11 protein-coding genes and 1 pseudogene are annotated in these 13,574 nt (G+C 65.3%); 8 read left to right on the top strand and 4 right to left on the bottom strand.

The annotated features are described in order from the left end of the window. Positions 1 to 36 precede the first annotated feature (36 nt). The 8 genes and pseudogenes from AC1DR6_RS01530 to AC1DR6_RS01495 form a co-directional block, all read left to right on the top strand. Complete coding sequence (locus tag AC1DR6_RS01530; RefSeq protein WP_476827412.1) at positions 37 to 1,038, top strand: GlxA family transcriptional regulator; 1,002 nt, start codon at positions 37 to 39, stop codon at positions 1,036 to 1,038. Positions 1,039 to 1,127: 89 nt separating this feature from the next. Beyond that, the gene (locus tag AC1DR6_RS01525; RefSeq protein ID WP_476827411.1) at positions 1,128 to 1,946 is read left to right on the top strand and encodes a transporter substrate-binding domain-containing protein; all 819 of its coding nucleotides are present in this window, start codon (positions 1,128 to 1,130) and stop codon (positions 1,944 to 1,946) included. 155 nt (positions 1,947 to 2,101) lie between these two features. Further along, entirely contained in the window at positions 2,102 to 2,842 is a 741-nt protein-coding gene (locus AC1DR6_RS01520; RefSeq protein ID WP_476827410.1) for an amino acid ABC transporter permease, read from the top strand. After that, on the top strand, positions 2,839 to 3,690 hold the full coding sequence (locus AC1DR6_RS01515; RefSeq protein ID WP_476827409.1) for an amino acid ABC transporter permease: 852 nt from the start codon (positions 2,839 to 2,841) through the stop codon (positions 3,688 to 3,690). The genes AC1DR6_RS01520 and AC1DR6_RS01515 overlap by 4 nt, the downstream gene beginning before the upstream one ends. Positions 3,691 to 3,692: 2 nt before the next feature. Continuing rightward, entirely contained in the window at positions 3,693 to 4,445 is a 753-nt protein-coding gene (locus tag AC1DR6_RS01510; protein ID WP_476827786.1) for an amino acid ABC transporter ATP-binding protein, read from the top strand. Positions 4,446 to 4,543: 98 nt separating this feature from the next. Next, positions 4,544 to 6,154 carry an FAD/NAD(P)-dependent oxidoreductase gene (locus AC1DR6_RS01505; RefSeq protein WP_476827408.1) on the top strand — a complete coding sequence of 537 codons (1,611 nt, stop codon included), beginning with the start codon at positions 4,544 to 4,546 and terminating at the stop codon, positions 6,152 to 6,154. 8 nt (positions 6,155 to 6,162) lie between these two features. After that, on the top strand, positions 6,163 to 7,329 hold the full coding sequence (locus AC1DR6_RS01500; RefSeq protein WP_476827407.1) for an NAD(P)/FAD-dependent oxidoreductase: 1,167 nt from the start codon (positions 6,163 to 6,165) through the stop codon (positions 7,327 to 7,329). Positions 7,330 to 7,340: 11 nt separating this feature from the next. Further along, positions 7,341 to 7,556 (top strand): annotated as a pseudogene (locus AC1DR6_RS01495) (carboxymuconolactone decarboxylase family protein); the annotation flags it as partial. A gap of 33 nt (positions 7,557 to 7,589) precedes the next feature. Here the strand turns inward: AC1DR6_RS01495 and AC1DR6_RS01490 are convergent. From AC1DR6_RS01490 to AC1DR6_RS01475, 4 genes are read right to left on the bottom strand one after another with little or no spacing between them, the layout of a single operon-like run. Continuing rightward, positions 7,590 to 8,447, bottom strand: coding sequence for an ABC transporter permease subunit (locus tag AC1DR6_RS01490; protein ID WP_476827406.1), 858 nt, complete (start codon positions 8,445 to 8,447; stop codon positions 7,590 to 7,592). After that, on the bottom strand, positions 8,444 to 9,364 hold the full coding sequence (locus tag AC1DR6_RS01485) for an ABC transporter permease subunit (RefSeq protein ID WP_476827405.1): 921 nt from the start codon (positions 9,362 to 9,364) through the stop codon (positions 8,444 to 8,446). Before AC1DR6_RS01485 ends, AC1DR6_RS01490 begins: the two co-directional genes overlap by 4 nt. A gap of 40 nt (positions 9,365 to 9,404) precedes the next feature. Next, positions 9,405 to 11,249 carry an ABC transporter ATP-binding protein gene (locus AC1DR6_RS01480; RefSeq protein WP_476827404.1) on the bottom strand — a complete coding sequence of 615 codons (1,845 nt, stop codon included), beginning with the start codon at positions 11,247 to 11,249 and terminating at the stop codon, positions 9,405 to 9,407. Next, on the bottom strand, positions 11,233 to 12,792 hold the full coding sequence (locus tag AC1DR6_RS01475) for a glutathione ABC transporter substrate-binding protein (protein WP_476827403.1): 1,560 nt from the start codon (positions 12,790 to 12,792) through the stop codon (positions 11,233 to 11,235). The genes AC1DR6_RS01480 and AC1DR6_RS01475 overlap by 17 nt, the downstream gene beginning before the upstream one ends. Positions 12,793 to 13,574 lie beyond the last annotated feature (782 nt).

The raw sequence follows: 13,574 nt of genomic DNA, 5'->3' as shown, positions 1-13,574 counted from the left end.
TGTCATCTGGAGATTGACCGACATAGGCTCGACGACATGCTCGATAGCGACATACGATTGCCTGTCAGCGACGACAGCCTCCCAACTCATGTTGGCTTTCTGCTGATCCCGGATTTTGCGCTCCTGCCCTATGCCTCGGCAATCGAGCCCTTGCGCGCTGCCAACCGGCTTTCCGGGCGGCCGCTCTACCGCTGGAGCCATGTCTCGATTGACGGCGCGCCGGCATCAGCCTCAAACGGTGTCAGCATTGCGGCCGATGCGGGCGTGGGCGCCGATCTGCGGCTCGACTATCTGTTTGTCTGTGCGGGGGGCAACCCCTCGCTGTTCACTCACCAACCGACCTTTGCCTGGCTTCGCCAGCTCGCGCGACGCGGCGTGCGGATCGGCGGCGTTTCGGGTGGCCCCTATCTGCTGGCCCGTGCGAACGTGCTGAGCGGCTATCGCTTCACGCTCCACTGGGAGCACGCGCCGGCGTTCCTGGAGGAATATCCCAACCTCGACCTGCGCCGCTCGCTTTACGAGATCGACCGCGACCGCCTGACCTGCAGCGGCGGCACGGCTCCGCTCGACATGCTGCATGCCGTGATCGCGCGCGAGCATGGCAGCGAACTCGCGCTCGCCGTCAGCGAATGGTTCCTGCAGACCCATGTCCGCGAAGGCGCGGGTCCGCAACGCATGCCTTTGCGGGAGCGGCTGGGCATCGCGCACGCGCCCTTGCTGCGCGTCATCGGCCGGATGGAGCAGACCATCGAACATCCCGAAGCGCGCGAAGACCTGGCAAGGCTCGCCAATGTTTCCTTGCGGCAGCTCGAACGCCTGTTCCGCCAGCATCTCGGGCGGTCGCTCGGCGAGTACTACATGGTTCTCCGCCTCGATCGCGCACGCGACCTGTTGCGGCAGACCAGCCTTTCGATTCTGGAGGTTGCGCTGGCCTGCGGTTTCGCCAGCGCGAGTCATTTCTCGCGTAGCTACAGCGGACGTTTCGGCCATGCCCCAAGGTCTGAGCGTCTGATGCGACAGCCGAGCACTCGACGCTAAATGTCAAGAACGTGTCGCATGAGATCAATTACACAGATTGATCCGCCGGAAGTCTAGGAGTTCAAATAAAAGACAGGGGATCGCGACCGATGAAGAAACTCGCCGCTCTCGCTTTGGCATTCGCCGCGACGCTCGCCGCCGCGCCGGGCTTCGCTCAAGACACCTTGGCCAAGATCAAGGAAAAGGGTGTTCTCACCGTCGGCGTCAAGAACGACTACAAGCCCTGGGGCTTCCTCGATCCGTCAGGCAAGATCGTCGGCCTCGAGATCGATCTCGCGCAGGAGGTTGCCGACAAGATCGGTGTCAAGCTCGAGATGGTCCCGGTCATCGCTGCCAACCGGATCGAATTCCTGCGCCAGGGCCGTATCGATCTGATGATTGCCACGCTGGGCGACACCGCGGAGCGCCGCAAGCAGATCGGTATGATCGAGCCGAACTACTATGCCGGCGCAACGAATGTCCTCGCGCCGAAGAGCGCCGGCCTCAAAAAGTGGGAAGACCTGAAGGGCCGCAAGGTCTGCGCCGTGCAGGGCGCCTATTACAACCGCCGCGTCTCGCAGGTGTATTCGCCCGAACTCGTCGTTTTCCCGTCGGTGCCGGACGGTCTCAACGCGCTGCAGGGCAACAACTGCGTCGCCTTCCTTTTCGACGACACGCTCATCGTTTCGACGCTTTCGGGCGGCGATCCGAAATGGGCGAATTACGAGATGCCGCTCACCTCGGAAGACCCACAGCTCTGGGCCATGGCCGTGCGGCTCGACGATCTCGACGGCGCTTTCGGCAAGCTGCTGAAGGACATGTCGGTCGAATGGCACAAGAGCGGCAAGCTGCTGGCGCTCGAGAGCAAATGGGGCATCWAGCAGAGCCCCTATCTGATCGAGACCAACAAGAAGCTGAAGGGCTCGTAGGCGCCGGCGCCCCCGCGCCGCTTCCATCCGGCATTCCGGGCGAATGAGGGGAGACCCGGAATCCATCGCGGCGCGCTGGCGCACTCCGATGGATTCCGGCGCTACAGCGCCCGCGCGAGTTGGCCGGAGTGACGCCGGAAGCAACGGAAGACACGATGATCGCAGCCTTCTTCGAGCGCCTGAACGACACGCGGGGGCTCAATTTCTCGATCTTCTACGACGCCTTTGACCGCTCTCGCTTCCTGACGGGACTGTGGACGACGACCTATATCTGCGTTGTCTCGATCCTGGCTTCGCTGGCGCTTGGGCTCCTTGGGGTCTGGTTTGCCGGCGGTGGCTCGCGGCTTGGCCGGTTGCTCGTCCGAATTTACGTCCAGTTCTTCCGCAACACGCCACCGCTGGTGCAGCTTTCGTTCTTTTACTTCGCCGTCGGCGGTCTTCTGCCGACCGTATCGGACGGCTTCGGAGGGCAATCGCCCGTCGTCAGCGGCACGGGCTGGGCCATTATCGCCTTCTCCCTGTTCGCCGGGGCCTTCAATGTCGAGATCTTCCGTGCCGGCATCGAGGCCGTTCCCGAGACGATGGTCGAGGCGGCAGAGTCGCTCGGCTACACGCGTTTCCAGCTTTGGCGCCAGATCGTGTTGCCTCTCGCCTTCCGCATCTGCCTGCCCTCGCTGAACAACAATCTCGTCAATCTCGTGAAAACCACTACGCTCGCCTATGCGATCGGCGTCCCCGAACTGCTCTATGCCGCGTCGCAGATCTGGTCGGAAACGTTCAATGTCCGCGAGATGATGAACGTCCTGCTCGTCGTCTATGTGCTGCTCGTCGGGGTGCTGGTCTGGATCATGCACCGTTGGGAGAAAGCCATGCGCATTCCGGGCTACATGCCATGAGGAGCGGCGCGACCGACCTCCCGGTCCTGAAGCCGTTTCGCGCAGCGCCGATCTCGCCGAGCGGACTGGCCGCCCCGATGCTGCTGAGTGCCGGACTCGTCGCCGGTGTCGCGATCGTCTTTGCCGGGTCGCTCGCTGTCGCGCAGGCGACCGGGCCGGCCGCGCGCGACGGCGCCGTGACGGTCCTGTGGCGCTGGGCGCCTCTGATCTTCCAGGGTTTTCTCTTCAATCTCCTGATCAGTTTCCTGTCGATGGCGCTGGGCACCGCAGTCGGCGTGCTGTTCGGCATCGGCCAGGTCTCGCCATCCGCTGCGCTGCGGAAGCCGGCCTGGGCCGCGACGCAGTTCTTCCGCAATGCCCCCTGGCTCGTCCTGCTGTTCTACGCGATGTTCCTGCTACCCTTCGAGATCAAGCTCGGGCCGGTCACCGTCGCGTTTCCAGCCTGGGTCAAGGCGATCATCGGATTGGCGCTTCCGGTGGCGGCGAATGTCTCCGAGATCGTGCGCGGCGGCATCCGCTCGATTCCCTCCGCCCAATGGGAATCGGCTGAGTCACTCGCCTTTAGCCGCCGTCAGACGATGTGGATGATCATCCTGCCGCAAGCCTTCAAGCGCATGATGCCGCCCTGGATGAACCTCTATGCCATCCTGACCATGGCGACGACCCTGATCTCGGTTGTCGGCATCCAGGATGGGCTGACGGTGACGCGCGCCGCCCTTGTCGCCGAGAGCCGGCCTGAGCTGATGCTGCCGATGTACCTGCTGCTCCTGCTCATGTTCTTCGCCTACTGCTATCCGATCGCACGCCTCACCATGGCGGTCGAACGCCGCTTCAATGTGAAGGGATGACCATGGTCGCCAAGCATGAACTCGGCGAACCCGTCGTCGTCATCGAAGGCGTTGAGAAAGCCTTTGGCGCCTTTGTTGTGCTCAAGGATGTTAGCCTCACCATCCGCCGTGGCGAGACCGTCTGCATCATTGGTCCGTCCGGCTCGGGCAAGTCGACGCTGTTGCGCTGCATCAACGGATTGGTGCCGATCAGCAAGGGCTCGATCACCGTCGCCGGCCGCCAGGTCAACGACCCCGCTCTCGACAAGCTCGCTCTGCGGCGGGACGTCGGCATCGTTTTCCAGCAATACAACCTGTTCCCGCACCGGACTGCGCTGCAGAACGTGATGATGGCACCGATCCATGTGCTGAAGCAGGACCGGGCCGAAGTCGAGGAGCGGGCCAAGCGGCTGCTCGCAAAGGTCGGCCTGGCACAAAAACACGACGCCTATCCTGGCGAACTCTCGGGCGGGCAGCAGCAGCGTGTCGCGATCGCACGCTCGTTGGCGATGAACCCGAAGGTGATGCTGTTCGACGAGGTCACCGCGGCGCTGGACCCCGAGACCAAGAAGGAAGTGCTCGTCGCCATCCGCGACCTGGCGGCCGAGGGCATGACCTGCATCCTCGTCACCCATGAGATGAGCTTCGCCCGCGAGGTCGCCGACCAAGTCTACTTCACCGATGGCGGCGTGATCGTCGAGCATGCCCCGCCTGCGGAGTTCTTCGGCACGCCCCGCGAGGCGCGCACGCGAGCGTTCCTCGACCAGGTACTTTGACGCGACATGTCGCGTCCCGACTAGCCAATGTCGCAAACCGGCCGGCCAGTACGGCCTGCCAGCCCAAGAATGCCTGCCGTCATTCGAGAGCGAGTTCCATGAACAGCCCGGCCTCAGACCCGAAATCCGTCACCGCCAAGCCGCTGGTCATCGACGAAAAGGTGGACGTGCTGGTCATCGGAGCCGGGATGGCGGGCCTCGCTGCCGCCATCGGGGCCGCTGCGCGGGGCTTCGGCGTCCTGCTGGTCGACGAGAACCCGGTGCCCATCGAGACGATGGGCGACGACGTGCCGTTGCATTTCGGGCAGGGCATGGCCGCCAATGCCCGCAACCGCAACGCCATGATGGAGGCGTTCGTCGCTTCCGAACCGCGGATCGAGGAGGCTTTCGAGGCCGGCATCGACGTCCGCCTCGGCACGGCCTGCTGGGGACTTTACGCCAACGGCTCCGCGCTGGGCTGGATGCCGGGGCTGGTCTTGGGGCTTGCCGACGAAGAGCGCAGTTTCCTGGTCGAAGCCAAGCACGTCATCCTCGCTTGCGGCAGGCGCGACATGGGGCTCGGCTTTCCCGGCTGGGAGAAGCCGGGCGTGATGGGCGCCACCGCCGCGCTCACTCTCGCGACGCGATACGGCGCTCTCGGTCCGCGCCGGGTCGTTCTTCTCGGCTCCAGCACTGAGGCTTTGACGACGGCGCTGGCCTTGCGCGAGACGGGCGTCGAGATCGCGGCGATCGTCGAGCAGGCACGAGAGGCCGTGGGCGACGCGCTCTTGCTGGCGCGCCTGCGCGACAGTGGGACCGAGATCCTGACGGGCCATGTCGTGCGCGAGGCCTGCGGGCGCGAAGCGGTCGAGGCTACCTCCGTCGCGGCGCTCGACGACCAGGGTCACCCGGCGCCGGCCGAGCGGCAGATCGCTTGCGACGGCATCGTGCTGGCGGTCGGCGTGACGCCCGTCATCGATCTGATCGATGCAGCCGGTTGCAAGGTCGCGTTCCAGCCCGAGCGTGGCGGCTATGCGCCGATCCTCGATGCCGGCCAGCGCACCAGCATCGCCAACGTCCATGCGGTCGGGGACTGCGCCGGTATCTGGGCGGCGAAGACGCGCGACCGCGGGATCGCGGAGGCCGAGGCTGCGCGCGCGGTCGCCTCGCTCGGTGCCGTTGCGACGGACGATCCGCCCGAGACTTTGCCTTCGCCGGAATACGATCTTTCCGCCTATCGGCTGGCCTGGGTCCGCGCCAGCGTCGTCGAGGCGTCTGCCGAATTCCATGTCTGCCAATGCGAGGAGGTCACGGCGCGGGAGATCCTCGAAATCCGGCCGCCCAGATACCTCGACTGGCAGAACGAACGCCGCAACGACCGCTCCCTGTCGGCGCTGCTCGGCGAGGGCCCGCCCCATCCCGACCAGGTCAAACGGCTGACGCGCGCCGGAATGGGCCCCTGCCAGGGTCGCCGCTGCCGCGAACAGGTCGCGGCGCTGCTGGCGCTTAGTGCCGCGCAGCCGCTCTCGTCCATCCCGCTGGCCGGCTATCGCGCGCCGACGCGGCCGATGCCGCTATCGATGACGATGCATGTGCCCGAAGCGCCGGAGCAGGCGGAGCATTGGGACACCTGGTTCGGCATGCACCCGCAATGGGTCCCGTTCTGGGAGGTGCCGGACCGCTATACCGTCGCGACCAATGACGCGACCGGCCCCGTCGCGAGCGAGTGAGAACGATCATGAGCGAGATCAAGGGAGCTTCGGTCGTCGTGGTCGGCGGCGGCGTCACGGGCCTCTCGGCCGGCTGGTGGCTGACACGGGATGGCGTCGATGTGCTGGTCGTCGAGAAGGGCTTGATCGGCTGGGAAGCGTCTGGCCGCAATGGCGGCGGCTGTTCTCACCATCATTCGCCGCTCTTTGCCGAGGAGCAACGTCTCTGGCCGATCATGGACGCGCTGCTGGGCTACCCGACCGAGTTCAGCGGCGGGCGCGTGCGCCTGGCCGCCAGCGAGCATCAGATGGGGCTCTATGGCCGCGCGCTGCGCAATGCCGAGCGGCAGGGCTTTGCGTCGCAGGTGCTCGACGTCAAGCAGGCGAAGGAAATGGTACCTCTGGCGGGCGATACCATCGTCGGTGGTTACCATTACAAGTTCGGCGGCCACGCCAACCCGCACCGCACCGTGCAGGGCTATGCATGGGCGATGCAGGATCATGGCGGGCGCGTCCTCCAGCATACGATCGTTACCGGCTTCCGCTGCGAGGGCGGCCGGGTGACGGCCGTCGAGACCGATCGCGGCCCGATCGGCTGCGACAGCCTCGTCCTGGCCGCCGGTCCGCAGACCGGGCGCCTTTCGGCCATGCTCGGGCAGGAGGTGCCGGTCCAGTCGGCCCGCTGCGAGATGATCGTGACCGAACCGCTGCCGCTGATGCCGCTCGGCGGGGTCGATGGCTGCGGTCTTTATGGCCGCCAGACGCTGCGCGGCAACCTGGCCTATGGCGGCGGTCCGCATGAGTGGCTGGCCCTGGCGGAGCAGGGCACACCGGCCAAGCCGACGACGCCATTGATGCTGCATATGGGCCGGCGTCTCGCCCAGTTGCTGCCGAAGGCGGCTCATGCCCGCATCATTCGCTCCTGGGCCGGCGTGATCGAGAACACACCGGACGGGCGCCCGGTGATCGACAGGCTCGACTCGCAGGCGAATGTCGTGGTGGCGACGCTGTCGAGCGTCGGCTTCGGCCTCTCTCCGGCGAGCGGTCGTGCGATCCGCGACCTCGTGCTCGACGGCGCCTGCAGCTTTGCCGACATTTCGAGTTTCAAGCTCGCGCGCTTCGCCGCTCTCGAGCCGAACTGGCGTGAACTGCAGGGCTGGCAGGCGACCGCAGCCAGCGAGGCGCTAGCCGCCTGAGAGCCGTCTGCGTCGAAGCCGATCTCGATCCGCTTTGGAGTGCTGTCGTCGAATCCTCGGTCGCGCTGACCGCAACGCCTGTCGCTTTCGGTGCAGCGCATGTCGGCAAGCTGCGCGCCCTTGGCCTCGACGATCTCGCTATCTCAGACCTGATCCACGCCGCCGCCTTCTTCAACTGGGCGAACCGGCTCATGCTCAGCCTGGGTGAGCCGCAGGAGCGCGACTGAGGGCGGAATGCACGCCCCGTATTTCCAATTGCATCACGGCTGCAGGCGCTGGCTCAGCGCATCGCGGAGCCCATCGCCGAGGACGTTGAAGCACAGGACGACGATGAAGATCGCCAGGCCCGGAAATAGGGTCAGGTGATCGGCGACGCCGAGATAGGCGCGCCCATCGGCGAGCATGGCGCCCCATTCCGGGCTGGGCGGCTGGGCACCCAGCCCGATGAAGGACAGCGCGGCTCCGACGAGGATGGCGGAGCCGATGCGCAGGCTCATATAGACAATCACCACCGGCAGGGCGCCGGGCAGCACATGATACAGCACGAGCTTGGCCGTGGGCACACCGATGGTCCGGGCCGCCTGGATGTATTGCGTCTGCTTCAACGCGATGGTCGTGCCCCGGACCAGCCTGGCGAAGACCGGCACGCTGAACACCGCGACGGCCCAGATGACGTTGGCGACGCCCGGCCCCAGCAAGGCCACGACGCCGATCGCCAGCAGGATGCCCGGAAATGCGAACAAGACGTCGCAGAGCCGCATCAGCACGGCATCGACCCAGCCGCCACGCCAGCCGCTGAGCAGGCCGAGCCCGGTGCCCACAAGGCCGCCGGCCAGGGCCGAGACCAAACCGACGGCGAGCGAGGTGCGACCGCCCCAGATGATCCGGCTCAGAATATCGCGGCCATAGGAGTCGGTGCCCGCGAGATGGGCGAGCGAGGGACCCTGCAGCACGGCGTCGTAATCTGCGGCGGCAGGATCGAACGGAGCGACCACGGGTGCCAGCAAAGCGATCAGGATGACGAGGACGATCACGCTACCGGCTGCGAGCGCCGTATGGCGGCGCCTCAACCGGCGCCAGAACTCGGTCGCGGGGGAGCGGACGGCGGGGGCGGTCATGAGCGAAGCCGGATTTCCGGATTGAGATAACCGTAGAGCAGATCGACCACGAGGTTGATCAGCATGAATTCGGCCGAGAGCAGCAGGATCTCGGCCTGGATCACGGGATAGTCGCGGAAGGCGATGCTATCGACCAGCAACCGGCCGAGGCCCGGCCAAGCGAACACCGTCTCCACCACGATCGCGCCGCCGAGCAACGTGCCGAACTCGAGACCCGTCAGCGTGACGACGGGGATCAGCGCGTTGCGCACGCCGTGGCGCCAGATTACCCGCCGCTCGCGCAGGCCCTTGCTGCGCGCGGTGCGGACATAGTCCTCGCTGGCGACGTCAACATAGGCCGAGCGCGAGAAACGGGCGAGCACCGCCGCCACGCTCACGCCGAGCGTGAAAGACGGCATCAGCAAGGATTGCCAGCTGTCGAAGCCGCCGGTCGGCAGCCAGCCGAGATGGACGGAGAACAGGTTGATGAGAAGCAGGCCCAGCCAGAAGCCGGGGAAGGAAAGGCCGCCGATGGCGAGCAGCATCGCGAGCTGATCCCGCCAGCGCCCTCGCCGGACGCCCGCCCAGACGCCGATGAACACGCCAACGACAGTCGCCCAGCCCATGGCCGCCAGCGTCAGCCACAGCGTCGGCCAGAAGCGCGCGGCGATGACGTCGATCACGGGTTCGCGCGTGCGGCTGGAACGGCCGAGATCGCCTTGCACGCTCGCGGAGACATAGCGGACATATTGCTCCCAGACCGGGCGGTCGAGGCCAAGCGACTCCCGGGCCGACGCGACTTCCTGTTCCGTCGCATCGGCACCCGCGACAAGACGGGCGGGGTCACCGGGCAAGACCCTGACGAAGCCGAAGACGAAGAGCGAGACGGCGAACAGCACCGGGATCGCTCCGAGCAGGCGCCTTAGAAAGAAGAGCATCGCTCGCTTTCCATGAACCGGGTTTCCAAGGCCGCAAGCATCAATACAGGCCTCCGACCCGGTGGCGCGCGACGAAATGGCCGGGGCCGACCTCGACCAGCGGCGCGACATTCGGCCTGTCGTCGCGTGCACGCAACGGGCTCGGCACCTCCGCATCGTCCGTCAGCGCCGGCTCGCGGCGGCGAGACGGGTCGGGCACCGGAACCGCTGCCAGCAGCCGGCGCGTGTAGTCGTGCTGCGGCGACGACAGCACGGCTTGGCGAGGGCCGATCTCGATGATCTGCCCGAGATACATCACCGCGACGCGATGGCTGACGCGCTCGACCACCGCCATGTCATGCGAGATGAACAAGCAGGCGAGTCCGAGCCGTCGCTGCAGCGCCATCAGCAGATTGACGATCTGCGCGCGGATCGAGACGTCGAGCGCCGCGACCGCCTCATCAGCAATGATCAGCCTTGGTTCCGACGCCAGGGCGCGTGCGATACCGACACGCTGGCATTGGCCGCCCGACAGCTCGTGAGGGTAGCGCGAGGCGAAATGCTGGGGCAGGCCGACCAGCTCCAGCAGTTCGGCGACACGCTCGGTGATGGCCGCGCCCTCGCGCAAGCGATGGGTGCGGATCGGTTCCGCGATGGAAAACCCGACCGTCAGCCGCGGATCGAGCGCGCTGTAGGGGTCCTGGAAGACATATTGGATGCCGCGACGCAGCTGCGAATCCGCCGTCGTAGCGGTCAGCACGTCAAGTCCGTCGAAGCGGATCTGGCCGGAGCGCGGCGTCTCGAGCCTGACGATACTGCGGCCGAGCGTGCTCTTGCCGCAGCCGCTTTCGCCGACCAGCGCCAGCGTCTCGCCAGGATTGATATCGAGGCTGACCTGCTCGACGGCGTGGACGCGTGCGCGCACCATCCCGAAGCCATTGCGCACGTCGAAACGCGTCACGAGATCGCGGACCTCCAGCGTCGGCGCGCCCGCGACGACAGTGTCCTGAAGCTGGATCGGCTCGCCCGATGGGGCGAACGGCGCAGGCAACGCGCTTCCCGCAAGGCTTCCGAGCACCGGCACGGCGGCAAGCAGGCTTTTGGTATAGGGCTGGTTCGGGGCAGCGAAAATGCGCCCGACCGGCCCGTCCTCGACATGCTCGCCGCCTTGCATCACGACGACGCGGTCGGCGAGTTCCGCGACCACGCCCATGTCGTGGGTAATGAAGAGCAGGCCCGTGCCGAGATCGTCCCGGAGCTCGCGCAGCAGGCGGAGAACCTGCGCCTGCACGGTCACGTCGAGCGCCGTCGTCGGCTCGTCGGCGATCAACAGGCGCGGATGGCTGGCGAGCGCAATCGCGATCATCACGCGCTGCCGCATCCCGCCCGAAAGCTCGAACGGAAATCGCTTCAGTTGCCGCCCCGCATCGGGAATTCGCACGCGTTCGAGCAGGCGCAACGCTTCCGCCTCCGCCACGGCCCAGCCGACACCGCGATGCTCCACGATGGCCTCGGCGATCTGCTCGCCAACACGCAGCACCGGGTTGAGCGAACTCATCGGCTGCTGGAAGATCATCGCGATCTCCGGGCCGCGAAGCGCGCGCATCGCGTCCATGTCCTCGCGCGCCAGATCGCGGACCTTGCCCGAACGATCGCGGTAGAGGATCTGCCCGGCATCGATGCGGCCAGGGCCATGGTCGAGCAGCCGGGTGATCGCCAGCGAGGTCACGGATTTGCCTGAGCCAGACTCCCCGACGAGCGCCACCGTCTCGCCTGGCGCCACCGTCAGAGAGAGATCGCGGACGACGGTCGCCCGGCCTTTCTCGGCCGGAAAGCTGATCGAGAGTCCTTTGACGCTGAGGAGGTCCGGCTGGCTCATCGCGATGCCGTCACTGGAGGACGGCATCCTCATAGGTCAGCGCGGTATCGGGCAGCAAGGTCAGGCCGCTCAGCCGCTTGTCGCGACCCGCGACGAGCGTGTTGACCGAAAGGAAGATCCAGGGGGCCTTCTCCCAGACGATCTTCTGGATCCGGTCATAGGCTGCCTTGCGCTGCCCGGCATCGGCCGTCGACAGGCCCTTTTGCAGCTCGGCATCGACCTCGGCGTCCTTGAAATAGGAGATGTTATAGAGCGCCGGAGGATAGCTGCGGCTCGACAGCAAGGGCCGCAGGGCCCAGTCCGCATCGCCCGTCGAAGGCGCCCAACTGCCGAAGAACATCCGGACTTCGGCCTCCTCCGGGGTCTTGGCGCCCCAGAGCCGCGTCGTCGCAACGCCGGCCTCGAGCGGGTTCAGCTTCACCCTGACGCCGACGGCGGCGAGCTGCTGCTGCAGGAACTGCGAGGCGCGATTGTTCAGCGTGTTGCTGAAGTTCCAGATCTCGCTCTCGAACCCATCGGGATAGCCGGCTTCCGCCAGCAGTTGCTTGGCTTTGGCAGGATCATAGGGCCAGACGCCCTGCTTGCTGTAGAAAGCGATGCCGGGCGCCACCGGCGCGTCCATCGGAATGCCGAAGCCGTTATAGACGACCTTCACGAAGGCGGTCTTGTCGATCGCGTAGTTCAGCGCCTGGCGCACACGCGGATCGTCGAAGGGCTTCTTCAGCGTGTTCAACGCGACATACTGCGTTACGATCGAGGGTGTCTTGTCGATGGCGAGGCGGCTGTCCTTCTCGACGATCTGGACCGTCTCCTGCGGGAGCGGGAAGATGTATTGCGCCTCGCCCGAGCGCAGGAGCGCCAGCCGCGCACCGCTTTCGCCGACGCTCCGGATCGTCACGCCGTCGACCTTCGGCGAGCCCTTTCGCCAGTAATCGGCATTTCGCGCGGCCTTCAAGCTGTCGGTCGCCCAGCTCGTGAACACGAACGGCCCGGTGCCGACCGGATGGCGTGAAAGCTCCTTGCCATATTGCTCGATCGCCTTGGGGCTGAGGATCGACGCTCCAGTGTGGGCGAGATAGTTCAGCATGACGCCGGACGGCGCCTTGAGGACGAGGCGCACGGTGAACTCGTCGACGACATCGACCTTGTCGATCGCTTCCAGCAGGCTCTGCCGCTTCAGCCGGTTGGCCGGATCGCGCAGGCGATCATAGTTGATCTTGACCGCCGCCGCGTTGAACGGCGTGCCGTCGTGGAACTTCACGTCCTTGCGCAGGTGAATGGTATATTCGGTCGCGGCCTCGTTAACGTCGGTCTTCTCAGCCAGCACGGGGACCAGCTTCAGGTCCTTGTCGAAGCCGTAGAGCCCCTGAAAGAACAGTCGCGATGCCGAGAGCGAAACGGAGTCGTTGAGATCGGTCGGATCGAGGCCAAGGATGTTGTCGCCGACGCCGACGGTCAGCTGGCCGGCGGCCTGTGCCATGGAGGACAGGCCGAGGCCGAGTGCCATGATCGAGACGAGGCTTACATTGCGGAGACGCGAAAGCATTACGCCTACGGGTGAAATCGGCATCGCCAAATTCCTTTAAGATAGATCGTGGCGCCGGTTTCGAAGACGGGCTCCGAAAAGGCTGAAAACCTAGTGGCAGAGCCCGTTGTAAAAGCTCAAGAGCCATAGCACAGGAGGGGGTTGCGTGCGGGGTATTCGACTACGTTGGAAGCCTTGATCAGGGCATTTCTTCTGCGAGCTGTCCGATTCACACCATCTTTGCGCCAGTTGGACCGGGGCGGGCTGGTCTGGGCCGCAGCATGCGCGATACGGGCGAGCCACCACACCAAGCAGGAGTGACAGCATCGATCTGAAGCTCAGAAGGGATGCTTCCAGGGGCGCCAGCCATTATGGACCACCCGTGTGCACCACCGGGTCGGTCGCAAGCCACTGATTCCAGGACTTCTTTTGGGTCAAACCCTTAGCGGGATGATAGCTGGCGGGATGATGGCGGACAGGGAGGGATTTAAAAATTACTAAATAACAAGAGAAATCAATTGTTTGTGCAGATCATGTGCGCTGAAGTGTTGCACAAAATGTTGCCCGATTGAGTGGGTAAATCAGACCCTTTTTAAGCACCTAAGACGCTTTCAATAAAGTAGCTGGATAGGTCGCTGAGAAAAAGGTCATAGAGCCGAGGCTACGGGATCAGGCCCTTAGCTGGCACGTGCACATTCCTCCTATATGGCATTCCAGTTGTCGGCTTCGAAGAAGGGCTGGAGTTGGCCCATAGCTGACCCTGCGAATGTCTGCTCTCAGGTGCTCCGTCGGCTACTGCTCTCTCCAATGCAGGCTAGTTTGTGATA

This window comes from Allobosea sp. P5_A5 (genome assembly GCF_056400625.1).
Note: the sequence above shows the minus strand (reverse complement) of the source record. Positions and strands in the feature narration are given on the sequence as shown.

Excerpts from the sequence above, each read along its gene's own strand:
- AC1DR6_RS01475 (WP_476827403.1), bottom strand. The coding sequence starts at position 12,792 with ATGCCGATTTCACCCGTAGGCGTAATGCTTTCGCGTCTCCGCAATGTA.
- AC1DR6_RS01500 (WP_476827407.1), top strand. The coding sequence starts at position 6,163 with ATGAGCGAGATCAAGGGAGCTTCGGTCGTCGTGGTCGGCGGCGGCGTC.
- AC1DR6_RS01510 (WP_476827786.1), top strand. The coding sequence starts at position 3,693 with ATGGTCGCCAAGCATGAACTCGGCGAACCCGTCGTCGTCATCGAAGGC.
- AC1DR6_RS01490 (WP_476827406.1), bottom strand. The coding sequence starts at position 8,447 with ATGACCGCCCCCGCCGTCCGCTCCCCCGCGACCGAGTTCTGGCGCCGG.
- AC1DR6_RS01520 (WP_476827410.1), top strand. The coding sequence starts at position 2,102 with ATGATCGCAGCCTTCTTCGAGCGCCTGAACGACACGCGGGGGCTCAAT.
- AC1DR6_RS01485 (WP_476827405.1), bottom strand. The coding sequence starts at position 9,364 with ATGCTCTTCTTTCTAAGGCGCCTGCTCGGAGCGATCCCGGTGCTGTTC.
- AC1DR6_RS01505 (WP_476827408.1), top strand. The coding sequence starts at position 4,544 with ATGAACAGCCCGGCCTCAGACCCGAAATCCGTCACCGCCAAGCCGCTG.
- AC1DR6_RS01515 (WP_476827409.1), top strand. The coding sequence starts at position 2,839 with ATGAGGAGCGGCGCGACCGACCTCCCGGTCCTGAAGCCGTTTCGCGCA.
- AC1DR6_RS01480 (WP_476827404.1), bottom strand. The coding sequence starts at position 11,249 with ATGCCGTCCTCCAGTGACGGCATCGCGATGAGCCAGCCGGACCTCCTC.
- AC1DR6_RS01530 (WP_476827412.1), top strand. The coding sequence starts at position 37 with ATGCTCGATAGCGACATACGATTGCCTGTCAGCGACGACAGCCTCCCA.